The sequence below is a fragment of the Sedimentibacter saalensis genome (assembly GCF_007830175.1).
In the GTDB taxonomy this organism is placed as follows: Bacteria; Bacillota; Clostridia; order Tissierellales; family Sedimentibacteraceae; genus Sedimentibacter; species Sedimentibacter saalensis.
In genome coordinates this window covers 33,708-56,593 of the sequence record NZ_VLKH01000006.1, presented here as the reverse complement: position 1 = coordinate 56,593, position 22,886 = coordinate 33,708, and the positions used below count along the sequence as shown (strand labels likewise).

19 protein-coding genes and 1 riboswitch are annotated in these 22,886 nt (G+C 35.9%); of the genes, 5 read left to right on the top strand and 14 right to left on the bottom strand.

Going from position 1 to position 22,886, the window contains the following annotated elements; translation table 11 throughout:
- Position 1: 1 nt before the first annotated feature.
- The gene (locus LY60_RS11280; RefSeq protein WP_145083636.1) at positions 2 to 793 is read right to left on the bottom strand and encodes a glycosyltransferase family 2 protein; all 792 of its coding nucleotides are present in this window, start codon (positions 791 to 793) and stop codon (positions 2 to 4) included.
- A gap of 58 nt (positions 794 to 851) precedes the next feature.
- Positions 852 to 2,240 (bottom strand): exopolysaccharide biosynthesis polyprenyl glycosylphosphotransferase, encoded by a 1,389-nt coding sequence (locus LY60_RS11275; protein ID WP_145083632.1) that lies wholly within the window; start codon positions 2,238 to 2,240, stop codon positions 852 to 854.
- A gap of 451 nt (positions 2,241 to 2,691) precedes the next feature.
- Between LY60_RS11275 and LY60_RS11270 the strand changes: the two genes are divergently transcribed.
- Entirely contained in the window at positions 2,692 to 2,970 is a 279-nt protein-coding gene (locus LY60_RS11270; RefSeq protein ID WP_145083629.1) for a hypothetical protein, read from the top strand.
- Positions 2,971 to 3,387: 417 nt separating this feature from the next.
- Here the strand turns inward: LY60_RS11270 and LY60_RS11265 are convergent, their stop codons facing one another.
- A complete protein-coding gene (locus LY60_RS11265; protein WP_145083626.1) occupies positions 3,388 to 5,040 on the bottom strand; it encodes an EAL domain-containing protein in 1,653 nt (550 codons plus the stop codon).
- Between the two features lie 365 nt (positions 5,041 to 5,405).
- Between LY60_RS11265 and LY60_RS11260 the strand changes: the two genes are divergently transcribed.
- Entirely contained in the window at positions 5,406 to 5,963 is a 558-nt protein-coding gene (locus tag LY60_RS11260; RefSeq protein WP_246145422.1) for a pyridoxamine 5'-phosphate oxidase family protein, read from the top strand.
- Between the two features lie 188 nt (positions 5,964 to 6,151).
- Here the strand turns inward: LY60_RS11260 and LY60_RS11255 are convergent, their stop codons facing one another.
- Positions 6,152 to 6,514, bottom strand: a complete 363-nt coding sequence (locus tag LY60_RS11255) for a YegP family protein (protein ID WP_145083624.1) — start codon at positions 6,512 to 6,514, stop codon at positions 6,152 to 6,154.
- 506 nt (positions 6,515 to 7,020) lie between these two features.
- Between LY60_RS11255 and LY60_RS11250 the strand changes: the two genes are divergently transcribed.
- Positions 7,021 to 8,181, top strand: coding sequence for a YibE/F family protein (locus LY60_RS11250; RefSeq protein WP_170226189.1), 1,161 nt, complete (start codon positions 7,021 to 7,023; stop codon positions 8,179 to 8,181).
- Between the two features lie 1,008 nt (positions 8,182 to 9,189).
- Positions 9,190 to 10,467 (top strand): homoserine dehydrogenase, encoded by a 1,278-nt coding sequence (locus tag LY60_RS11245; RefSeq protein WP_145083618.1) that lies wholly within the window; start codon positions 9,190 to 9,192, stop codon positions 10,465 to 10,467.
- Between the two features lie 190 nt (positions 10,468 to 10,657).
- Here the strand turns inward: LY60_RS11245 and LY60_RS11240 are convergent, their stop codons facing one another.
- The 7 genes from LY60_RS11240 to LY60_RS11210 form a co-directional block, all read right to left on the bottom strand.
- Positions 10,658 to 11,683 (bottom strand): S-layer homology domain-containing protein, encoded by a 1,026-nt coding sequence (locus LY60_RS11240; protein WP_145083615.1) that lies wholly within the window; start codon positions 11,681 to 11,683, stop codon positions 10,658 to 10,660.
- A 98-nt stretch (positions 11,684 to 11,781) separates the two neighbouring features.
- A riboswitch (cyclic di-GMP riboswitch) is annotated at positions 11,782 to 11,869 on the bottom strand.
- Between the two features lie 628 nt (positions 11,870 to 12,497).
- On the bottom strand, positions 12,498 to 13,133 hold the full coding sequence (locus tag LY60_RS11235; RefSeq protein ID WP_246145425.1) for a GDSL-type esterase/lipase family protein: 636 nt from the start codon (positions 13,131 to 13,133) through the stop codon (positions 12,498 to 12,500).
- A 26-nt stretch (positions 13,134 to 13,159) separates the two neighbouring features.
- Positions 13,160 to 14,329 carry an iron-containing alcohol dehydrogenase gene (locus tag LY60_RS11230; RefSeq protein WP_145083612.1) on the bottom strand — a complete coding sequence of 390 codons (1,170 nt, stop codon included), beginning with the start codon at positions 14,327 to 14,329 and terminating at the stop codon, positions 13,160 to 13,162.
- A gap of 99 nt (positions 14,330 to 14,428) precedes the next feature.
- On the bottom strand, positions 14,429 to 14,704 hold the full coding sequence (locus LY60_RS11225) for a barstar family protein (protein ID WP_145083609.1): 276 nt from the start codon (positions 14,702 to 14,704) through the stop codon (positions 14,429 to 14,431).
- Between the two features lie 8 nt (positions 14,705 to 14,712).
- Positions 14,713 to 15,114, bottom strand: coding sequence for a ribonuclease domain-containing protein (locus LY60_RS11220; RefSeq protein WP_145083988.1), 402 nt, complete (start codon positions 15,112 to 15,114; stop codon positions 14,713 to 14,715).
- A 624-nt stretch (positions 15,115 to 15,738) separates the two neighbouring features.
- Entirely contained in the window at positions 15,739 to 16,521 is a 783-nt protein-coding gene (locus LY60_RS11215; protein ID WP_145083606.1) for a sugar phosphate isomerase/epimerase family protein, read from the bottom strand.
- Positions 16,522 to 16,717: 196 nt separating this feature from the next.
- Complete coding sequence (locus LY60_RS11210; protein ID WP_145083603.1) at positions 16,718 to 17,443, bottom strand: pseudouridine synthase; 726 nt, start codon at positions 17,441 to 17,443, stop codon at positions 16,718 to 16,720.
- A gap of 276 nt (positions 17,444 to 17,719) precedes the next feature.
- Here LY60_RS11210 and LY60_RS11205 point away from each other — a divergent pair, with 276 nt between their 5' ends.
- Positions 17,720 to 18,331 carry a LysE/ArgO family amino acid transporter gene (locus LY60_RS11205; protein ID WP_145083600.1) on the top strand — a complete coding sequence of 204 codons (612 nt, stop codon included), beginning with the start codon at positions 17,720 to 17,722 and terminating at the stop codon, positions 18,329 to 18,331.
- Positions 18,332 to 18,451: 120 nt separating this feature from the next.
- On the opposite strand, the gene murA is transcribed toward LY60_RS11205, so the two are convergent.
- The 3 genes from murA to LY60_RS11190 form a co-directional block, all read right to left on the bottom strand.
- Entirely contained in the window at positions 18,452 to 19,705 is a 1,254-nt protein-coding gene (gene murA / locus LY60_RS11200; protein WP_145083597.1) for a UDP-N-acetylglucosamine 1-carboxyvinyltransferase, read from the bottom strand.
- Positions 19,706 to 19,989: 284 nt separating this feature from the next.
- Positions 19,990 to 22,089 (bottom strand): HAMP domain-containing sensor histidine kinase, encoded by a 2,100-nt coding sequence (locus LY60_RS11195; RefSeq protein ID WP_145083594.1) that lies wholly within the window; start codon positions 22,087 to 22,089, stop codon positions 19,990 to 19,992.
- Positions 22,061 to 22,753, bottom strand: coding sequence for a response regulator transcription factor (locus LY60_RS11190; RefSeq protein WP_019230364.1), 693 nt, complete (start codon positions 22,751 to 22,753; stop codon positions 22,061 to 22,063). Before LY60_RS11190 ends, LY60_RS11195 begins: the two co-directional genes overlap by 29 nt.
- Positions 22,754 to 22,886 lie beyond the last annotated feature (133 nt).

The window sequence follows — 22,886 nt, the reverse complement described above, 5'->3', positions numbered from 1 at the left end:
TTTAATTCCCCCAAGACCTAATTTTTATATTTTTGTATTTTATATAACTTTTTACAATGTACCAAAACAAATAATAGGCTGATGTAAAAAAGTTCAATCCAACATATCTATAAGTTTTATATGTCATTTTAACAGATTTTATCTTGTTGCTTGATTTTGATTTACTCGATATTCTATAAATTAACAATGGCTCATTAATTCCGTATGCCTTTGTCCCATTTTTTAGTATTCTTAGCCATAAACCAAAATCTTCATGTGTATCGTCTCTTTCCATTTTGTACTTTTCAAGGTGAAATTTCTTTATCATAACAGATGAACATGAAATAACATTCTGCTTAAGCAGTTGATTATATGATATTTCAGTTGGTACTTCAAAGATTCCTGAATATGGCTGACCGGTTTCATTTATAAATGACGATCCTGTAAATAAAAAACTCACATTTTTCTCCAGTGCAAGTAAAATTTGCTCTTCAAGTTTTGTTTCTTTCCATAAATCATCGCTATCTAAAAAAGCTATCCATTCACCGACTGCTATTTCTATTCCCTTATTTCTTGAATAGGAAACTCCTTGATTTTTTTTATTAATATATATTTTTAGACGAGAATCTCTTAATGAAAAATTTTTTATTATTTCAACTGTCTTGTCTTTAGATCCGTCATCAATAATAATTAATTCATAATTCTTATATGATTGCATCAAAACAGAATTTATAGACTCAGCAATATATTTTTCACAGTTATATGCTGGCATAATGATACTTACTAATGGCAGTGGTGTATCTGTATTGCCCATCTTGTCACACTCCAAAGATTTTTTATTATTCAACTTAATAGACATTGCATTTTATTTATTAAAATATTTGACTAGTATCGTCATCTTGGGTTATTGCTACCGGTAGGACTTCTCCATCTACTATGCCTTCTGTGCTTTCTGCCATAAATAATATCTTAACTGTCATTAACATTAGTTTAATATCCATAAACATTGAATATTCACCTATATACATTAAATCCAACTTTAACTTATCGTAGGGTGTAGTATTGTATCTACCCATGATTTGGGCATATCCCGTCAAGCCTGCTTTTACCTTTGTCCTAAATTCAAATTCTGGCATTATTCCTATATATTTTTCTGCAATTTCAGGACGCTCTGGTCTAGGCCCCACTATAGACATATCACCTATCAATATATTGAATATTTGAGGTAGTTCATCAAGTCTGATCTTCCTAATAATTTTGCCAATTGGTGTAATTCTATCATCATTCTGACTGGCTAAACGTGCTTCCCCATCTTTTTCAGCATTAACAATCATACTTCTAAACTTATATATTTCAAATACATTATTATTTATCGTTAGTCTTTTTTGTTTAAATATTACAGGCCCACCATCATAGAGTTTTATAAATATCGCAGTAATAATCATTATTGGGAATAAAGCAATTATAAAAATTATAGAAATAATTATATCCATTGCTCTTTTTAAAATCTTTTGTGAATAAGATAACCCATGATTCTTACATATCAAAAGAGGTGTATCAAAAATATGTAGCTTGTCCGAACTTTGAATTATTATATCCGATAATTTAGGCGTCATATAAATTTCAATTGACTTTTTATAACAATATTTAACAATTTTATTTCGCAAAGATGATTCTACATCACAGATCATAACTGCTTCATATTGATCTATTTTTTTCTTAATAGATATAAATCCCTCTTCTGTATTAATCATTGAACAAATATTATATTTGTTTTTATGTCCTTCCATTTTTGACATAAGATCTATAGCAGATTTATTACTATATATCATCAACATATTAATTGGCGGACATACGGTAAAGTATAATTTATTGCTGATAATAGCCCATATAAACACTGCAAAAACTTCGACTGCTGTCATAACGCCCAGCATTAATGGGTTAACAAGTTTTTTAGCAATTAAGCTTATTTGCATATATGTCAATAAATTTGCAAAAATAAGGGATAAAGATTGTGAATATATTACTTCAGATGTTTTTAACAACCCGATTCTAAAGCCTTCATAAATTTTAGCAAATAAAAAATATATTATAATATAAACTACAGTTAATAACAGTGAACCCTTTTCATAGAAAGGATCTATAACAACCTTTCTATATACTTCGTTCCAGGTTATCCAAAATATATATGCTAACAGAATTATTAATATAGTTGTCATAAAAATCATTATAATATTTGAATAATTTCTTATTTTTTTCATACAAGCAAACTCCTAAAATATAAAAAATACTTAACTTTCATATTTAATTTAAAATGCGCTTTTATATTATATCACGGGATACTTCAAAAGCAAACAAAAATATAACTCTAAGTGGAACGGTCTTAGAATAAATTCGTTTAATATTCCAGATTACTCACTTTATATCAGATTTTAATTTATGGATATTGGCTAATATGCATATTTCGTACATGTATATTAAATACGAATGTATGTATTTTCACATATTCGTTTGTTCAACAAGCGGCGGGCACGAGACAAACACAAGGCTCTACCATACAGTTTAGTGAATCAGGCATTACGAAACTCCTCCATTTGTAACAACATTAAGTAGCATATAAATTTTTTCGACATTTTCCGTCACACTTTACGTGCAGAGGAATATGATATGAATGAGCTTGGCTCAAATTTATATATAAAGGTGTTTTTATCAATGGGTAGACCAAATAATGGTAATGTAGCTGGTAATACTTGCAGAAGAAAATGCAACAATGGTAATGTAGGCGGCGAAACTGGATTAAGAAGATGCGATTGCGAATGTGTTTATGAATGCTTGTTTGAATTGTTGGCTGAAGCTGTAGAAGACCATCATGACTGCTGGCATCCTTGCCACGAAAGACCAGGATCAGTAAGGCCTGACGGCGGAACCAGAAACAGATGCGAATGTGTTTATGAATGCTTGCTTGCATTGTTAAGAGAAGCATTAGATTAATTAAATGTATGTTTTGAGACACCTTTGGGTGTCTCTTTTTGGTTGGAATATAAATGCGGGAGGACAGTAGTCCTCCCCTACAGATTGGTAAAGCAAGATGTTTAGGTTTTTTGAATATTAATGCGGGAGGACAGTAGTTCACCACAAAATAATGATTCATCAATTAAACCGGGTATCTGAATTCGCTACAAATGCTATGTTATCAATGTGTAGGGGCGTATCTTGTATACGCCCGTTGCTATTGTATCAATGAATGTTTATGCGGGAGGACAGTAGTCCTCCCCTACGGATTGGTGAGCAAGGTGTTTTGGTTTTGGGAATATGAATGCGGGAGGACACGAGGTCCTCCCCTACAGATTGGTGAGCATGGTGTTTGGTTTTTTGGGAATATGAATGCGGGAGGACAGTAGTCCTCCCCTACAGATTCTGTTTTTGCAGGAATTGTTCAAGGTCTTCTGCAAATAAGGGCTTGCTGTAGTAGAATCCCTGTATATAGTCACAGTCTGCAGATTTTAATAACTCAACCTGAGAGATTGTTTCCACTCCTTCGGCCACAAGCTTCATGCCAAACAAGTGAGTTGCATTTATCATGCATTTTATTATTGCAAAGTTTTTCTCATTTGAAATTTTGTCAATGAGTTTTTTTTCTATCTTTAAATAATCAAATATTTCGCCGTATTCCATAAGGTATTTTGCCGAGTTGAAACCAGATCCGTAATCATCTAGTGACATCTTGATTCCCATTTTTTTCAGCTTTCTAAATTGTTCAAGTGCGTTTTTTTCATCAAGTATGATTATTCTTTCAGTAAGTTCAAATTCCAGATTATTAGGATTTACACCGTATTCATCTAAACATTCCCTCACATATTCAACAAATGTATCATCAGATAGTTCCTTTGCGGAAAGATTTATTGATACAGGCATGATAATGCCCTTTTCATCCCATCTTTTCATCTGCATGGCTGTATTTTTTATAACCCATCTTGTTATTTGATTTATAAAACCAGCTTCCTCAGCCCTTCTTATTAGTTCTGAAATTGACATACTTTTCTTGTCCTTGTCTTTCCACCTTAAAAGCGCTTCAACTCCAATAACTGAATTGTTTTTCAAATCTATTTTCGGCTGGTATGCTAATGTGAACATGTCATTTTGAAGTGAGTGGTACAATGAAACAAGTCCGCTGTAATACTTTTCCTGTTCTATTTCTATTATATCATCATAAATGACAACTTCGCTGTGGCATCTCAAACATTGCTCAATAGCCTTGTCAAGCTTTACAATCAGCCTGTCACCATCTGTTTCATGTTTGGGATAATTTATTACAGCTCCCTTCACCACTATTGATATGGGAAAGTTATCTATGTATACTGGTTTTTTCGTTGTAGCAATGAAATCCTTGGCTGATTTAGCCGCCTCCCATGCATCCCATTCAGGAAGTATGACAGTTATTTTTTTGCTTGTTGCTGCATAGATTGTGCCGTCTTCAAAATACTTTTCGGCTTTGTCCAACAATTCAACAAAAGATTTCTGACTTGTTTCTACGTCAACGTAACGTTTGATCATATCAATATTCTGAAATTCAAACATGATTACTGATATGTCCTGATATTTGCAGCTTGATACCATAGTCCACAAATCAAGCTTGAACTTGTTGAAGTTGTAATATCCGGTCCTCAAGTCTTCATAAGCTTTTCTTTTTTCGAGTTCTTCTGTTTTTTTAATCAGCTCAATGAGCGATCCCACAAATACAACTATGACAATGAATATACCAATCCTGAACAACCACATGGCAGGTGGCTGCATAATATTGTTTGCAGAATTAATAGGCAAATAAGGCCCTACTGCCAGACCTGCAACAACAGCTGTGATGATTCCTCCCTTGATTCCGAAAACCAAGACAGAAAAAAATAACGGTATATATAAAAGGTGAAGGGATGAATTGCTTCCTCCCGTCATAAATGCTATCAAAGTTGTTAAGAAAATGGAAAATATAATAAAAACGATGCTCAGCGGATAATTGTATGTGTCCTTGCCCAAGTCAGCAACCAAAACTTGCAGTTTTTTATTCATAATTTCTCCTAAATTTATCGCGTTTTATATTATTCGGGTATGCCATGGAAAAAACAGGGTGAAAAAATTAATTAAATCATTGTTGAATGAAACTGTATATACACAGACTACTGATGTTTTCATACAGCAATACAAATATTTTATATTATTACAGCATTTTTAGCAAGAGTATAATAATAAAACGAAAATTTAATTATACAAACATAAAGAATATTAGCGGCAGGTCTTATTTATCATTAAACTTTGATTTTTATTGCAAAGTTTATATTTTAATAATACAATATAGTCACCACTTAAGATGATTCTGCCGGAAATTTGAAACAAGAATAAAAAAAGTGGATTAAATATGAAAAGAGGTGTATTTAATGAATCCAATGAGAAGAAAAGACCGTGAAATGGACAAGGACTTTGCATATGCTGTAATTGACAAATCACAGTTCGGAACTTTGGCCACAATAAATGAAGATGGAAGTCCATACTGTATTCCTGTTTCTCCTGTAAGAAGAGATGATAAAATTTACTTTCATTCTGCAAAACTTGGAACTAAAATTGAAAATATAAAGAGAAATCCAAAAGTATGTATGTCATTTGTAGGAGACGTGCATGTTCCTGTTGAACTAAATGAAAACACAGATGCTAATCAGGAAATCAAGAAAACTCTGGAGACAAGATTCACCACTGAGTTTGAATCTGCAGTTGTGTTTGGAAATGTGAGCATAGTTGAAGATAAAAACGAGAAAATTATGGGACTTAGGCTCATAAGTGAAAAATACACTCCTGGTGACATGGAGTTTTTTGATGCAGCAATTGATGTAAGTTACAATGTTACATATCTTTTGAGAATTGATATTGAACATGTTACAGGTAAAAGGAAAAAATATGATAAAAGCGGCACTGAAATGAAATGGGGCCGAATGGAATAACTTTAAGTACAGACAACAGACAGTATTTGTTAAAGCCACTGAAATGTCAATTTATGTCATCCTTAACGATAGTGAAGCATCTCATCTTTGTCAAAACATGAGTTTCTTCAGCTACGCCTCAGAATGACAGACTTCGAATATTTACATAAATCAAACGGGACAGTTCTCTGTCCCGTTTGATTTGTTTTTTATTCTATAACTGCATTTTCTGAATTTTTACGGACGCTCTCCACACCATTCATGCAGCTGTCTACTGCCTTATACCCTTCTGATGTTGCTATGATTTCACCATTTTTGGCTTTGAGACGGAATCTGAACTCGCCTGATTTGTCAGCATATACTTCAAACTTAGGATTTTTCATTACCTCGTATCCTTCCACCAACTGGTTTTCCAGGTTTGCAATCGGTGCATTTTTCTTCACGCTTTCGATTCCTTTTAAACAAGATGGCTTTGCTGAATAAACTTCTGAACTTGCTATAACTTGTCCGTTTGTTGCCTTCAAATCAAATTTAAAACCTGAATTTACTTCTTTGACTACAAATTTACCCATAATTGCTCCTTTCATACAACATATTTTTCTATAGTATAACAATTTCGACAATTTATGTCAACATATTCGTTCCTATATTGCAAACAACAAGTCCAGATTTGAAGACAGTAACCCCTTTTATTATTGTGCATATAATTTATTAAAACAGTGTTTAAAGTATTATCAGCTGGGTATATTATTGATACAACAAATTGTACTTACTTACAATAATCTGAAAAGTAATTCCAACAGATCGCTGCATAAAGTTGAAGAATAAGAGCTTTAATGAAAGCTCAATTTGCAGTCATAGTATCAGAAAATGAAAACAGATGTAAGATAAGTTAATTTGATCTTGATGGTGACGAATGAGGTGATTCCAACAGGATTCGAATTAGAAAACCCAAATAGATAGCACCCGATTTTCGAATTGAAAAGAAAATTGGGTGCTATCTATATTTTTGGATTTTAATTTGAATAATCTCTGTATTGTGATATACTTAATGAGATTAAATTTGAAGAGGTATGTTATGGAACTGAAAAATTTTAACAATTCAAATAAGAACAAATTGGTATACATTTTGACAATACTGCTTTCGGTAGCATTTATATTAGCTGGATACAACATGAACAAGATTAGCTTTGCCAGTCAGCAATACGATAAATCCTACAAGGCTGAAATTATTTCTGTTGATGATGTATCAGAAGAAACCATTGACAGCGGCTATGAAACATTTTCAAGCAAGACAATAAGTTTTACTGCAAGAATAACAAACGGTGACCAAAAAGGAACCGTTACAAATGCACGACAATATATGGACGACATGGTAGCTGTTGATGCCAAAGTGGTAGAACAAGGGGATAAAATTCTCATGTCTTCCCTTATTGCAAGGGACGGTGACGGCAAAGAATGGACATTTGTTGAATATGACAGAAGCGGTGTGCTCTTGATGCTTTTAATAAGCTTCTTCCTTTTGATAATATTGTTTGGCCGCAAAAAAGGACTTAACACCATAATTTCACTGGTATTCACATGTTTATCAATATTTATGGTGTTTGTTCCGTCTATTCTTAAAGGTAACAACATTTATTTGTCATCAATAATCGTGAGCATTTTCATAATATTCATGAGCTTGTTGCTAATAAACGGAGCAGACAAAAAAACATTGTGCGCCATTGTTGGAAATCTTGGGGGACTTATGATTGCAGGGATTCTTGCATACCTCATAAGCAAGATTTTAAATCTCACCGGAATAACAGACGACGACACCATGTTTTTACTCATGCTTGAAACAGAAAAGCCAATTGACCTCATTGCGGTGTTGTGGAGCAGCATAGTCATCGGTTCCCTTGGAGCAGTAATGGACGTTTCCATGTCAATTGCTTCTGCACTAAATGAGCTTTCAGAAAATATGGTTGAAAAAAGTTTTAAAACAATGCTTAAGTCAGGGTTTAACATAGGGCAGGATGCCATAGGCACAATGACAAACACATTGATATTGGCGTACATCGGAAGCTCTCTGGCTGTAGTGCTCCTGCTTGTTGCAAACTACAACGACACACTTTTGCTGTTCAACCTGGAAATGATTGTGTTTGAAATAATACAGGCAATCATAGGCAGCATGGGAATTCTGTTTGCAATACCAATAACATCTGTTTTTGCAGCATATGTGTATAATTTAAAGAAATAATTGTGATTTAAGGTTCACTGCAAAATATCGATTCATCAATAAAACGGAACCTAATTCACTGCTAAATGCTATATTATCTATCTGTAGGGGCGTATCTTGTATACGCCCGCTGTTATTATGTCAATGAATTTTGTATAATACGGGAGGACACGAGGTCCTCCCCTACAACCTGGGAATTAATGTGTAAAGTGAAAAATAGATATCCCATCTGGGTTTTGGTTCACTGCAAAATATCGATTCATCAATAAAACGGAACCTAATTCACCGCAAAATGTTATATTATCTATCTGTAGGGGCGTATCTTGTATACGCCCGCTCTTATTATGTCAATGAATTTTGTATAATACGGGAGGACAGTAGTCCTCCCCTACGATCTGAATCTTCATGTGTAGAGTGAAAAGAGGTACACGTACAATCTGGGTTTTCAGGTTCACTTCAAAATATCGATTCATCTTTAAACGGAACCTAGTTCACTGCAAAATGTTATATTATCTATCTGTAGGGGCGTATCTTGTATACGCCCGTTGTTATTATGTCAATGAATTTTGTATAATACGGGAGGACAGTAGTCCTCCCCTACGATCTGAATCTTCACGTGTAGAGTGAAAAATAGATATACCATCTGGGTTTTGGTTCACTGCAAAATATCGATTCATCTTTAAACGGAATCTGAATTCACTGCAAAATATTATATTATCTATCTGTAGGGGCGTATCTTGTATACGCCCGCTCTTATTATGTCAATGAATTTCGTATAATACGGGAGGACAGTAGTCCTCCCCTACGATCTGGATTTCAGGTGTGTGGTGTGAATAAGAGTCCTCCCCTACCATCTGGGTTTCAGGTTGAGCAAAATGCTAATGTTTTTACCGGAATTTCTGGTATTTTTTTGTTTGGAAAAATTATTAAAATAATGTATTGAACTTATTAAAAAGTTGTGTTATATTAGTCAGGTATTTATTTAAAGAACACGTGTACACACATCGAGAACAATTTGCGGAGGTAACTATGGAAAAAGTAGGATTAGGAATTTTAGGAATGGGCACGGTAGCATCAGGACTTATTAATATAATTGGTATTAACAATTCTAAAATAACCGGAAGTTTAAATAAAGAATTAGTTATAAACAAAGTACTGGTAAAAAGCCTTGACAAAAAACGCGACGTTAATTTGCCGCAGGAAGTATACACAACAGATGCATATGATGTAATTAACCACAAGGATACTCAAATCATTGTGGAGCTCATTGGCGGAATAAGTCCTGCTTACGAGTACATAAAGGCAGCTCTTAACAATAAGAAACATGTTGTAACTGCTAACAAGGCGCTTATTGCCACACATGGTGAAGAGCTTGAAGAGCTTGCTTATAAAAACGGAGTATCCCTCATGTATGAAGCAAGCGTTGCAGGCGGTATCCCAATTATAAACACAATGACTGACAATCTTTGTGCAAATGAAATTACCGACATAACAGGCATCATCAACGGAACCACAAACTACATACTCACACAGATGGCTGAAAACAACCTTGAATACGAACAAGCAGTAAAAGATGCACAAGCTCTTGGATTTGCAGAGGCAGACCCTTCTTCGGACGTTGAAGGTGATGACGCTGCATACAAGCTTTCCATCTTGTCTACCATTGCATTTGGACAAAGAATAAACGTAAGAGATATTCCAAAGGAAGGAATAACAAAAATATCAAAGGAAGACATAAGTTATGCTAAGGAACTTGGCTACAACATAAAACTTCTGGCTTCTGCCTCAAGGAAAGGTGATGAAATAGAGCTGAGAGTTCATCCTGCCTTTGTTCCCGCAAGCCATCCTCTTTCGACTGTAAAAAATGAGTACAATGCAGTATTCCTGAAAGGAAATGCTGTTGGAGGACTCATGCTTTACGGCAAGGGAGCAGGCTCGCTGCCAACAGGAAGCGCTGTTCTGGGAGATGTTATGCACATTGTGAAAACCGGCGGCAAGGCTAAAATTGATTTGAAGAAAGAAAATAAATATTTAATTGCCAACAAAGCTCACAAGCAATACTACATCCGTTTTGAGGTAATAGACAAACCGGGAGTTCTTGCAAACATTGCAAGCATATTCGGAAAAAATGACATAAGCCTGGCATCCGTAGTTCAAAGACAAAAAAACGGAGATGAAACTGCCCCACTGGTATTCATAACTCATGAAGTAGACAGAAAAAACATCGACGCTGCCCTTGAAGAAATAAAAGACTACAAAAATGTTACTCAGATTGCCAGCATCATAGTGGTTGAAAATTTCAAATAAAAAAATGCCCTCAACATAGTTGAGGGCTTATATTATTGACAAACTACGGCGCTGTCATCCTGAACGATAGTGAAGGATCTCATCTTTATTTAAAACATGAGATTCTTCGGCTGAGCCTCAGAAGACAGCGTCTGTATACTATGTCATCAAATTTAATCCAGGCAATTGTTGATGGTATTATATGATTATTTTACGGTTCTAGTATTCTCGTAACAACAACTGTATATACAGTATCTATATAATCTATATACCTTTCATCTTGTCTTGTTGCTACTATTTCTATATAGTAATCAATACCCGGTGTATCCAGCGGAATATTTGCTGCTATGCCGTTTATTGCAGACGATGTTGTCACTGAAATTCCTGATGGAGTAACAACTCTGATTGTAATGTCTGTTCCTTCTGCAGCAATTGCTGTAATGGTTATTGCTGATGATGTTGTGGTAATTCCACTGATTGCAGATGGAGTTGTAATGTCGATTGACCTTGTTGATATTTCATCTGTAATTGATAAGCTTGCCAAAATTGCAGCTGAAGTAGTAACTTCTGTATCTCCACCGGAATTGCCTCCGCCGGAATTACTACCCCCAGTATTGCCGCCCCCTGTGCCTGGTACTTCAACAACCATGTCCAAAGCTCTGTCAATAGTTACTAAAGCTTCTGCTCTTGAAATAAATCTAAGAGGTCTGAAAGTGTAATCCTCATATCCTATCATGTACTTTTCTTGTGCAGCCGCTCCTACTCCCCCAATTGCCCATGATGCAATTTCATTGTAATCTACAAATTTCTTTGCACCCAAAGCATTTTCATTCAATGCTTTTATTCTGGCAATAATAAGTGCGGCTTCCTGCCTTGTAATCTTATTGACTGGTCGTATGGTATTATCCTCATATCCAATTATATAACCAGCCTCTGCAGCTTTTTGTACCTCCTGGTAATACCAATCGCTTGATTTTACATCTCTGAAGCCAATTTCAGCTTTTTCAGTAAAATCAAATGCATTGTTTACCATTGTCATGAACTCTGCTCTTGTTATTTGGGCATCTGGTTTGAATGAACCGTCCTCATATCCCTTAAGCAAATCGTCTTTGAACCATTGAGCTATTGTGTCTTCAGCCCAATGACCGGAATAATCTGCTCCAAAAGCAAAGATTTGCATCATCAATGTCAGCACCATTACAACAGCCAACATCAATGATATTTTTCTTTTAATCATTCTTATCCTCCTTTTAATGCAATTTATATAAACAATTTAAAATTGAATATATCAAAAACAAAAAACTTTGCATGAGCAAAGTTAAGATATGTACATAGTACAGCAACTGGCTGCCATATTGTTTTTAGCAATTTAGGCCCTTTAGCTTTGCGTCATTTTCTTTTGAAAATTTTGCATGTTAAGTTAGTTTGGTTCATGAAGTATTACCTTCATATTATATGTTTTCGCAGTCTGATATTGAAAAAGAAGGGTGATTAGTAAAATAGTCGTAAATTTAACAAATAAAAAGGAAGTATAAATTAGACATTTGACGGAATCTGAAATGCTGTTGTGCTATATGTAAGGGAGGACTACGGTCCTCGCGTAAATACATAATTATTGAATTAACAACTGCGGGCGGATACAAGATCCGCCCCTACGAACTAGTAATTCTGACATTTAGCGTTGCTTTGATATCACGAAATGTAGGGGAGGACCTCGTGTCCTCCCGAAGATAACAAAATTATTGATATAACAACAACGGGCGGACACAAGATCCGCCCCTACGAACTAGTAAATTTGACATTTAGCATTGCTTTGATATCACGAAATGTAGGGGAGGACCTCGTGTCCTCCCGAAGATAACAAAATTATTGATATAACAACAACGGGCGAGCACAAGATCCGCCCCTACAGATTGATTAATATTAGTATTTTGCGGTGAACATGTACCTCAGTTTGTAGGGGAGGACCTCGTGTCCTCCTGTAAATACATAATTATTGAATTAATAACAGCGGGCGGATACAAGATCCACCCGTAATGTTTAAAAATAAATTATTTCTTTTTAAAACTGCTTATTGCGCTGCAGAAAATTTCTGCCAATATTTCATTTCCCAACTCATTGAAATGAAGTCCGTCTGTGTAGTAATCTCCCGGTTTCAATTCTGTAGCCTTTTCAAATTCCTCATAAAAATCAATATACTTGATGTTGAATGTTTTACAAAACTTAAATATCCACTGGCGGTATTCATAAAGTTCTTTTGCTACCATTTCAAAATCCGTGAATTCGCTCCAGTCCTGTCTTACATTTTTTAAATCTATCTTTGTTGGAATTCCAATTATGGGGTCTATGTATTTTGCAATGGACTGATGAGCCATGGACATGATGTTTGCCTTAACTACACCCAAATCAGCGCCTGCAATAAAATCATTCACACCGCCCATAATGAGGACTGCTTCAGGCCTTTTCATATAAACAGATTCATGATAGCGGCTGAGCATTCCTCCGCTTGTGTCTCCATTTATTCCTTCATTGATTATTTCAATATTCAGCCTATCCTGAGCAATTTTGGTCCATATTTTTGATCTTCTTACTCCAAATCCATATGTGAGGCTGTCGCCCAAACAAACTATTTTCATATCTTTTCCTTTCACCGCTGTCAATATTTTCTTGTTTTTAAACAATATCACATCATTCAAGCGGTGTAAAGGCCTTATTATAAGTTTCCTTCAAATGCATTTTCTATGACCGCCATATAATCTTTCTTGCTCATTGGACGTGGATTGCTTTCAGTTGAAATATTTTTCACTGACATTTCAGCAAGCATTTCAAAGTCACTTTGATTTACGCTGAGGCTTGAAAACAAAGGAAGCTTAACATCAACGGCAAGTTTTTTTACTGCATTTACTGCCTTTTTTGCTCCATCTTCTATAGTAGCATACTCAATGCCCATTGCTTTGGCAATTCTTGCATATCGTTCCAAGCAAAAGCTCATGTTGTAATCCATAACGTATGGCAGAAATATTGCATTGCATACGCCGTGAGGCAAATCGTATACTCCTCCCAATGATTCAGCCACACAGTGAACAGAAGCCACGTCAGAATGGCTGAAAGCTATGCCTGCAAGCATGCTGCCTAAAAGCATGGCACTTCTTGCTTCTAAATTGCTGCCTTCATTGACTGCAGTTAAAAGATTGTTGTAAATCAGTTCCACAGCATACAATGCCACAGCATCGCTTATGGGTTCCGCACATGTTGCAGTGTATGCTTCTATGGCATGTGTAAGTGCATCCATGCCTGTTGAAGCTGTTATATGAGAAGGAAGTGACAAAGTCAGTTCAGGATCGCATATGGCAACCTTAGCTGCGGTGTACTGGCTTTTTACAGTCATTTTGTAATTGTTTGCTGTATCAGTTATTACAGAAGAAAATGTAAGCTCACTACCTGTTCCGGATGTTGTTGGAATTGTTATTAAAAGAGGAAGGGGCTCTGTTGCAGCAGTCTTGCCTTCGTACTTCTTTATTTTGTCAGCATTGTGTGCAAGAAGAACACCGACTGATTTTGCACAGTCAATAGGGCTTCCGCCACCCACAGCTATAATTGAATCAGAACTAAATTCTCTTGCAATTCTTGCTCCTTCTTCTGCATTGACGTCCTTTGGATTTGCTTCCACTCCGTCATAAACTATGTATTTTATCCCATCCTTGTCCAAAATTGAAGTAACTTTATCTAAAATACCTGCATTTCTAACACCCTTGTCGGTAACTATGATGGGTCTTTTTCCTCCGAAGGTTTTCATTTCGTCGCTTAATGATTTAAGACATCCCGGTCCGTACACAATTTTTGTAGGTAATGTGAAGCTAAATGGTGAAGTAAAATTGTTCATATTATTCCCTCCAAGATTTTTATATAATAATATATCTTTTTGTTTATTAATTCAACTATAAACGTAATCTGTTCTTAATATTTCTTTTATTCCTTGAACTCATTCGTCTCTTTTTATAAAGCATATGCTGTCATTTTCAAAAGATGCATCCTGAAAAACTTCCAAAAGGAGATTTCCGTATTCACCCAGATTATTAATGATTTCATGTTCATTTATTAAATATATTGTAGTCGATGTGCTTGTTGTGCTCAGCAAATCCCAGAGCGCATCCAGATTTTCGCCGTAATAGTCCGGAAAATTCATTTGTTTTTTTATATATTTGTGGGCAGCAGTTTTGTCAATCATCTCTTTCCCGTCTAAAATTATTTCTTTCATAAACCCTCCTAATAAATCTGTATGAATGTTTCATAGTGGTCATCCGTGTAATAAATCAAGCCGTCGTTTGAATACACTATTCTTTCTTCGCCTCTGTATCCTCCGCTGTAATTCACATCGCATTCAAACCATTTTCGTCCATCCTTTTTAGGAAGTTTTCCCTCACGGTTTCTGAAATAATCTCCACCTATACTCATTTCATCCGTTACTTCCCAGAGGTTTCCTCTATCGCTATCCCACCCTAATTCAACTGCTTCTTTTTTCGTGATGAAATTTACCGGCAGCTTGTTGTATGTATATATGTATTCTGCCACTTCATAGGGCTCCGTGTACCGGCCGTTTTCTTCAAGCAAATTGCTTTCGTTTGAAGGTGTATTTTCTTCTAAACTCACACATCCGATCATAGACATAGTGAGTAGAAGAATTATTATAAATAATTTTAAGAATTTATTTTTCAAATTGTCCTCCTATATCAAAATTATCAAGCATAGGGGCGGGTCTTATGCCCGACCGCTGTTGTTAGTTCGATAATTATGTATTTACGGGAGGACACGAGGTCCTCCCCTACAAACTGGATTTCAATTTCTTTCATAAATTTAATTTTTTCAATGCGTAGGGGCGGGTCTTATGCCCGACCGCTGTTGTTAGTTCGATAATTATGTATTTACGGGAGGACACGAGGTCCTCCCCTACGAACTGGATTTCAAGTTCATACATAAATTTAATATTTTCAAAGCGTAGGGGCGGGTCTTGTGCCCGCCCGTTGTTGTAGTTCAATAATCATTTTATTTACGGGAGGACAGTAGTCTTCCCCTACGAACTGGAATTCAGATTCCACACAAATGTCTAATTTTTCAATGCGTAGGGGCGGGTCTTGTACACGTCCGCTGTTGTTAGTTCGATAATTATGTATTTACGGGAGGACACGAGATCCTCCCCTACGAACTGGGATTCAGATTCCACACAAATGTCTAACTTGTCAATGCGTAGGGGCGGGTCTTGTGCCCGCCCGTTGTTGATAATTAATAATTTTCTTAAATTTTTTCTCTTAATGCAAAAATTGATTTTTCCAGTGCTTCTGCTGTCTTCACTTCTACGAGAGCCCTTATGTCTTTTTGTTCTGCAAAATTCATGAGCTCCATAATGTCAAGTTCACCTTCAAAGAGAACCTGGTGGTCCTTTTTATGTAAACAATCATGTATATGCATGTGGGCAATACTTTTTTCATTTTCCATCAAATACTTCCTGTCGGTAAATGAGCTTACAGCATCGTGCCCTGTGTCCCATGTAAGTTTTATGTTCGGGTAAGTGATTGATTCATCCAATGTTTTTTGAATGAATACTTTGCCAAAGTTGCTGCTGTTTTCTATTGATAAAATCACATTTTTTTCTTCAGCCTTTTGTGAAAGAGTCTTGATTGATTTAATGAAATTGTTTGTGAACTCTTCAGAGTATTGGTCATATATGTAGACCTTCCTATCAGGGAGAGTCATTTTAGCTCCTTCAATTATGTGCATGTTTAAAAGTTTGATTCCTGCTCGTTCAGCCCAGTCAATGGTATCTGAAAAAAGCTTCACATAGCCTTCTCTAACACTTTCGTAAAATGTTCCTATGTCAGCATCATCAGGCATGTGCATAGTAAATTCAATACCCTTGTCCTGAGTTATTTTTTTTAATTTTGAAGGATTAATATTTTCTATAAAATTGTACGGAAGATTCATGTTAAGTTCAATAAAGTCAAGCTTGAGCTTAAGACACAATTCAACCAGTTCATTTATGGATGTGTATTCAACCAATGCAGGCATTCCCAGTTTCATGTTATGCTCCTAAAATAAATATAGTATTTCGTTTATTATTATAAAATCTACAAGAGTATACTGCCTCCTAAGAAGCTATCACCCTGAGAGAAACTGCGGAATCTCATTTTGTTGAAAATATGAGATTCTTCAGCTGCGCCTCAGAATGACAGGAAAGACTTTCCGTGACGTCCATTTGCATTGGACTACTCCATGTTTACTTTGTATGATTCTTAAGAATTTCCAATTCTTCTTCCGTCAGGTGGCGGTATTCTCCAACCTTTAATTTATCATCAAGCTTTATTGGCCCCATGGACACCCTTTTCAAATAAGTTACTTCATTGTTTATGGCAATGAACATTCTCTTGACCTGGTGGAACTTGCCTTCTCTTATTGTAACATAGCATTTGGAAGGGTAACCAGATTCAATTACTTCAAGCTTTGCTGGAAGCGTCGTGTAATTTTCTTCAGTTAAAAGTATTCCCTTATCAAATGTTTTAATATCTTCTTCAGTTACTTCTTCAGCTGCTTCCACATAATATGTTTTATCCACGTGCTTTTTCGGTGACAACAAATCATGAGCAAGCTGTCCGTCATTAGTTATTAAAAGAAGGCCTTCCGTGTCCTTGTCTAACCTGCCAACAGGAAACGGCTCGTAAAAACTGTCCTCATCATACAGCAAATCTATTACCGTCTTGTCGTAATTGTCTTCTGTGGCTGAAACAACTCCCTGAGGCTTGTTCATCATAAGGTATATGTGCTGGACATATTTCATTGTTTCACCATTGTATTTTACCACATCAATATCAGTGTCTATTATTTTGGAACTGTCCTTAACAACCACATCATTTATTTTTATGAGGCCATTCTTAGCAAATTGTTTTATTTCTTTTCTTGATCCAACTCCTATGTTGGAAAGCATTTTGTCTATTCGAAGTTTCATGAGTACCTCTTCTTATTTTCTTTGATTAATTATAACATGTGATGAATATGTGTCAACATAATCTGGGGATGCAACCTGGAATTTGACATAAATTGTAATTTGGGTACATACCTTTTGTTTATCAAAATGAACTGAAAGATACTTCCCCGGATTTGACCCGGAATTGACTGAATTGAGTGACGTCCGGAGACCGTTCCCACAACACAGCAAACATTGACAAAGGCTTGTTTACTTGCTATGATTCAATAAGGCAAAATTTTAAAGAGAGGTTAATTTATGATTCAAACAATTTTAAAAGGATTTACGGTTGGATTTGCATATGTTGCTCCTATTGGAATGCAAAATATGTATGTTATCAACACAGCTATGACTCAGTCAAAGATGCGGCTTTACATGGTGGCACTGATAACGATTTTCTTTGATATTTCACTGGCACTGGCTTGTTTTTTCGGAATGGGTGCTCTTATAGAGTCGGCACCTGTTGTGAAGCTGATTTTCCTGGGTTTCGGCTCCCTTGCTGTCATATGGATTGGAATCGGGCTCATACGCTCTACGCCTAAGCTCAACAATTCCATTGATACAAAGAAGACTATGCTTCAGGTTGCTCTTTCATGTTTTCTTGTTACATGGGCAAACCCTCAGGCTATAATTGACGGAACTTTGTTGTTCGGTGGATTCCGGGCTTCACTTTCTGCTGAAATGTCCAAATTTTTCATAATAGGTTCTTCACTGGCATCCTTTGTATGGTTTATGTCTCTTGGAACAATAGTAAGTGTGTTCAAGAAAGCCTTCAATGAAAAATCCCTTAAGATGATTAACATTGCTTGCGGAATAGTCATCATTTATTACGGCATAAAACTAGGAATTAAGTTTTTCGAAACCATATAGCTGTAATAATCCTTTGCAAACTAAATGGCGGGTACATACCCGCCATTTATAATTTTGTTATCTGCAGGAGTACAGTAGTCCTCCTCCGTTATTTGAATAGATGGCACATGTCCACCACTATTATTTTTCGTAAGCTATATTTGCTCCAATTTCCTGAAGCTTTTCTATTATGTTGGCATATCCTCTTTTAATATGGTAAACCTCTGTTATTTCAGTTTCTCCATCTGCTATAAGTCCTGCTATTATAAGTGCTGCACCTGCTCTTAAATCAGTTGCCTTTACTTTGGCACCGCTTAACTTGCTGTTTCCCTTCAGTACTGCGCTGCTTCCTTCTATTTTAACATTCACTCCCATGCGGGCCAGTTCATTGGCATGCATGAATCTGTTTTCAAATATGGTTTCATGAATTATGCTTGTTCCTTCGGCTATGGACAACAGCGACATGAACTGAGCCTGCATATCAGTTGGAAATCCCGGATATGGAAGAGTTTTTATGTCCACTGGTTTTACTATGCCGTCAGATGTCACTCTTATTTTATCGTCAATTTCCTCAACTTTTGCTCCTGCTTCTCTGAGCTTTGCTATGACCGGCTGCAAGTGGCTTGAAACAACATTTTCTATTGTAACATCCCCTCCTGTAGCTGCTGCTGCAACCATGTATGTTCCTGCTTCTATTCTGTCAGGTATTACAGTGTGTTCTGTTTTATGGAGTTTTTTCACTCCCTTGATTCTTATTGTCTTTGTTCCTGCTCCGATAATATTGCCGCCCATGCTGTTTATGAAATTTGCAAGATCCACAATTTCAGGTTCTTCAGCTGCATTTTCAAGAACAGTCTCCCCTTCAGCAAGAGCTGCGGCCATTATTATGTTTTCAGTTGCTCCTACGCTTGGAAAATCAAGATATATATCCGTTCCAATCAGTTTTTCAGAAACAGCGTTCACATATCCGTTTTCTGATTTTATGTCTGCACCGAGGAATTTAAATCCCTTTAAGTGCAAATCTATTGGTCTTGAACCGATTGCACAGCCTCCTGGCATATAAACCTTTGCGCTTTTACATCTTGTGAGAAGAGGTCCCATCACTAAAAACGATGCTCTCATTTTGCTAATGAGCTCATAAGGAGCTTCACAAGTTGCTATTGTTTCAGCTTTTATTTTCAATGACCCTTTTCCGATTTTTTCAATTTTCACTCCCAAAGCTTCAAGCAGCTTGCACATTACGCGCACATCCTGAAGATTTGGTATATCATGTATAATACATTCTTCGTCTGACAAAAGTGTTGCTGCCAGAATTGGAAGGATTGAATTTTTTGATCCGTCGACTCTTATGTTTCCTTTAAGTCCAAGGCTTTTCTTTACTGTAATTTTTTCCATGTTTCTCCTCAAATAACAAATATATGTTATGTAAATCATCGTTTTTCGTTTATTTTTTTAAGCTTTATTAAAGACTCGAATATAATAACACTTTTTATATAACATTTCAATTACAAATTTGACTTAAAGTAAATTTATTTCTGAAAAATTTCCAAAAAATAAAAAAGAAAAAGCGTATGATTAAAATAAAGGGGGACGTTATATTTAAAATTAAGACGCTTCTTCTTTTTTATAGTTCTATTATTAGCTCAATAGATTTTTTTATTCATGAAATATAAAATATTTTAATGGAATTTTTCAAGCCTTATTTCAGCCTTGAACAAATCTCCGTCAATGCTTATGTCAAGAATTCCATTTTGTATTTCCATGAGACTCTTTGCAATAGCAAGACCAAGTCCGCTTCCTTCAGAGCTTCTTGACTCATCACCTCTTTTAAACCTGAGCATGAGCTCATCAGCAGGAATGTTGAGCTCAAATGCAGAAACATTCTTAAAACATATGAACACTTCTTTTTCTGTCTGGCTTAAATCAATATACACCCTTGATTCCTTAAGTGCATATTTGAAAATATTTGAAAGCAGGTTTTCCATTACCCTGCTGAGTAATCTTCCGTCAGCCTTTGCAAACAGCCTTTCATCAGTCGATGTAACTTTGAATGTCAATTTTGAATCCATTATTTTTTCATCAAGTTCACCTAATATCTGTGAAACAAGGGCATTAACGTTAACTCTTTCAAAATGAGCTTCAATGCTTCCGCTTGTAGCCTTTGCAGCTTCAAACAAGTCTTCCGTCAATGTTTTAAGCCTGCTTGATTTTCTGTCGAGAACATCGAGATACTTAGGAGCATTTGGAGACTGAAGCCCTTCTCTTTTCAGCAAATCAACATATGAAATTATTGAAGTAAGAGGTGTTTTTATGTCATGAGACACATTTGTAATGAGCTCGCTCTTCAGCCTTTCGCTTTTAACTTCATTTTGAACTGCTATGTTAAACCCGCTTGTTATTGTGTTTATATCCTCTGAAAGTTGTTTAAATTCCCCGCTTCCGTCAACCTGTATTTTAAATTCATAATCACCTTGTTTTGCAGTCCTCAATCCTTTGAGTATTGCTTCAAATGTCCTGACTTTTCTTGATACATAATAAACAGCTGCAAATCCCACAACAATCAACAATACCAGATTGTCTGAAAAATACGCCGATACAGCCATGAGCGATATGAGTGCTGCAATGGATTTGAACATCAGAGGTCCGCCTGCTGCAATTTTTACTGCCGCCGCTGATAACCTTGTTATAATCATATAAGCAAGAGATTTTTTCACCAATGTTCTGTTTTTGTAATGTCTTGCAATGGATAAAAAGAAAATTAAAAATAATGAGAACAGTGCTGCTGCTGAAGAAAGCATGGCCAGTTTCATTAATTTTTCACTTGTGTACCTGATGTTAAAAACATTATAAAATCCCAGGTTAATGATTGCAATGATTCCAGCTATTACAAGAAGGCTTAAATCCGGAAATAACCTATCAAATTTTGCCATATGGATTGCTTCATCCTCGGCGACTTTCCCTGTTTCAGCCAAAAGATATGCAAGACATGTGATGAGAACTATGAGACACATTGTAATTATAAAAATGTTCACTATCAATGTGTGTCTGTCTTTAAGCCATTTATCAACTCTGAGGCTAAGCCCTTCATCTGTTATTGCTGCATATATTACCATTCTGTTAGTTCCATCCTCAATTGATTCATATGTATCCACAAGTGAGGATGAATAGCTGCTGTATCCGTTGTTAGGTTCAACCTTCATTCCTCTGCCATCTATTAGTACATATGCATTTTGAAGTGAGTAATGGTTCCTGCTGTCATTTCCGGTATTTGTACACTCATAGTAACCGTCAGTTGCATAGTAAATCAGTCCTTCAGGATTGTTCAGGTCTTCTATTATGTTCTGGTAGTTCACAAGGTCTGACTTTTTAATTGATTCTTTTATATCTTGTATTTCCTTATCTTTTTCAATCCAGAAAAGCTCCTCAGAATCAGCATTGTCTTCATATCCCTTTTCTGCAAGATAGTTGTTGTACAAATTTGTCAGCTGCCAGCTGTCATCTATATCAATATATTTTACAGTCTTTCCATCACGGATATATTTTTCGCTTTTGTAAACCCTTATGAGATGCTCAAGACGGTTTGCTGCATAACGAAGCTCATTGCTCAGCGTGTTGCTTTTCATGTAGCTTTTTACCGTAATGCTTTCATAATCCTGTACGTTGAGGGTTATGTCAAGTGCAGAGGAAACCCCTATTAAAAGACATATAATCAATAATATAAAGGCTGCAATTTTTGTAATTTTTTTTCGTTTATATGTCTTCCACTTTGTAACCAACACCCCACACCACCTTCAGGTATCTTGGATTTTTAGGATCTATCTCCACTTTTTCTCTTATTCTTCTTATATGAACAGCCACAGTGTTTTCCGGGTTGAATGAAGGCTCATTCCACACACTTTCATAAATATCATCAATTGAAAACACTCGCCCTTTGTTTTTTGTCAGGAACAAAAGTATTTTATATTCAACAGGAGTGAGCTTAACTTGCTCTCCATCAACAGTTACTTCTTTTCTTTCATCATCTATCAACAAATTTCCTGTCTTGTAATAATCCTTTTTATCTTTTTCGGTTGCTCCCCCAAGAGTCGTGTAACGTCTTAGCTGAGACTTGACTCTTGCAGTAAGTTCTAAAGGATTAAAAGGCTTTGTTATATAATCGTCAGCTCCCATGTTGAGGCCAAGCACAATGTCGCTTTCTTCCGATTTTGCAGTAACCATTATGACAGGAATATTTTTTATTTCCCTAATTTTTGTTGTTGCTTTGATACCGTCCATTCCGGGCATCATTATGTCCATTATAACAAGGTGCACATCATTCTTTTCAACAGTATCAATTGCTTCCAGTCCTGAGTAGCATTTTAAAATGTTGTATCCCTCGTTTTTTAAATATACTTCAATTGCTTCCACTATTTCTATATCATCATCGCAAACCAAAATGTTCATTTCAAAGTCCTCCTATGATAATTACCACTATTATAGCATGTTATTTAAAAAAACTACAACAATAAAATAAATGCGGGCGGACACGAGGTCCGCCCCTACGTATCGAGTATCGAAATGTTATGCTTGTTTAGAA

Excerpts from the sequence above, each read along its gene's own strand:
- LY60_RS11280 (WP_145083636.1), bottom strand. The coding sequence starts at position 793 with ATGGGCAATACAGATACACCACTGCCATTAGTAAGTATCATTATGCCA.
- LY60_RS11275 (WP_145083632.1), bottom strand. The coding sequence starts at position 2,240 with ATGAAAAAAATAAGAAATTATTCAAATATTATAATGATTTTTATGACA.
- LY60_RS11270 (WP_145083629.1), top strand. The coding sequence starts at position 2,692 with ATGGGTAGACCAAATAATGGTAATGTAGCTGGTAATACTTGCAGAAGA.
- LY60_RS11265 (WP_145083626.1), bottom strand. The coding sequence starts at position 5,040 with ATGAATAAAAAACTGCAAGTTTTGGTTGCTGACTTGGGCAAGGACACA.
- LY60_RS11260 (WP_246145422.1), top strand. The coding sequence starts at position 5,406 with ATGAATCCAATGAGAAGAAAAGACCGTGAAATGGACAAGGACTTTGCA.
- LY60_RS11255 (WP_145083624.1), bottom strand. The coding sequence starts at position 6,514 with ATGGGTAAATTTGTAGTCAAAGAAGTAAATTCAGGTTTTAAATTTGAT.
- LY60_RS11250 (WP_170226189.1), top strand. The coding sequence starts at position 7,021 with ATGGAACTGAAAAATTTTAACAATTCAAATAAGAACAAATTGGTATAC.
- LY60_RS11245 (WP_145083618.1), top strand. The coding sequence starts at position 9,190 with ATGGAAAAAGTAGGATTAGGAATTTTAGGAATGGGCACGGTAGCATCA.
- LY60_RS11240 (WP_145083615.1), bottom strand. The coding sequence starts at position 11,683 with ATGATTAAAAGAAAAATATCATTGATGTTGGCTGTTGTAATGGTGCTG.
- LY60_RS11230 (WP_145083612.1), bottom strand. The coding sequence starts at position 14,329 with ATGAACAATTTTACTTCACCATTTAGCTTCACATTACCTACAAAAATT.
- LY60_RS11225 (WP_145083609.1), bottom strand. The coding sequence starts at position 14,704 with ATGAAAGAAATAATTTTAGACGGGAAAGAGATGATTGACAAAACTGCT.
- LY60_RS11220 (WP_145083988.1), bottom strand. The coding sequence starts at position 15,114 with ATGTCTATGATCGGATGTGTGAGTTTAGAAGAAAATACACCTTCAAAC.
- LY60_RS11215 (WP_145083606.1), bottom strand. The coding sequence starts at position 16,521 with ATGAAACTGGGAATGCCTGCATTGGTTGAATACACATCCATAAATGAA.
- LY60_RS11210 (WP_145083603.1), bottom strand. The coding sequence starts at position 17,443 with ATGAAACTTCGAATAGACAAAATGCTTTCCAACATAGGAGTTGGATCA.
- LY60_RS11205 (WP_145083600.1), top strand. The coding sequence starts at position 17,720 with ATGATTCAAACAATTTTAAAAGGATTTACGGTTGGATTTGCATATGTT.
- murA (WP_145083597.1), bottom strand. The coding sequence starts at position 19,705 with ATGGAAAAAATTACAGTAAAGAAAAGCCTTGGACTTAAAGGAAACATA.
- LY60_RS11190 (WP_019230364.1), bottom strand. The coding sequence starts at position 22,753 with ATGAACATTTTGGTTTGCGATGATGATATAGAAATAGTGGAAGCAATT.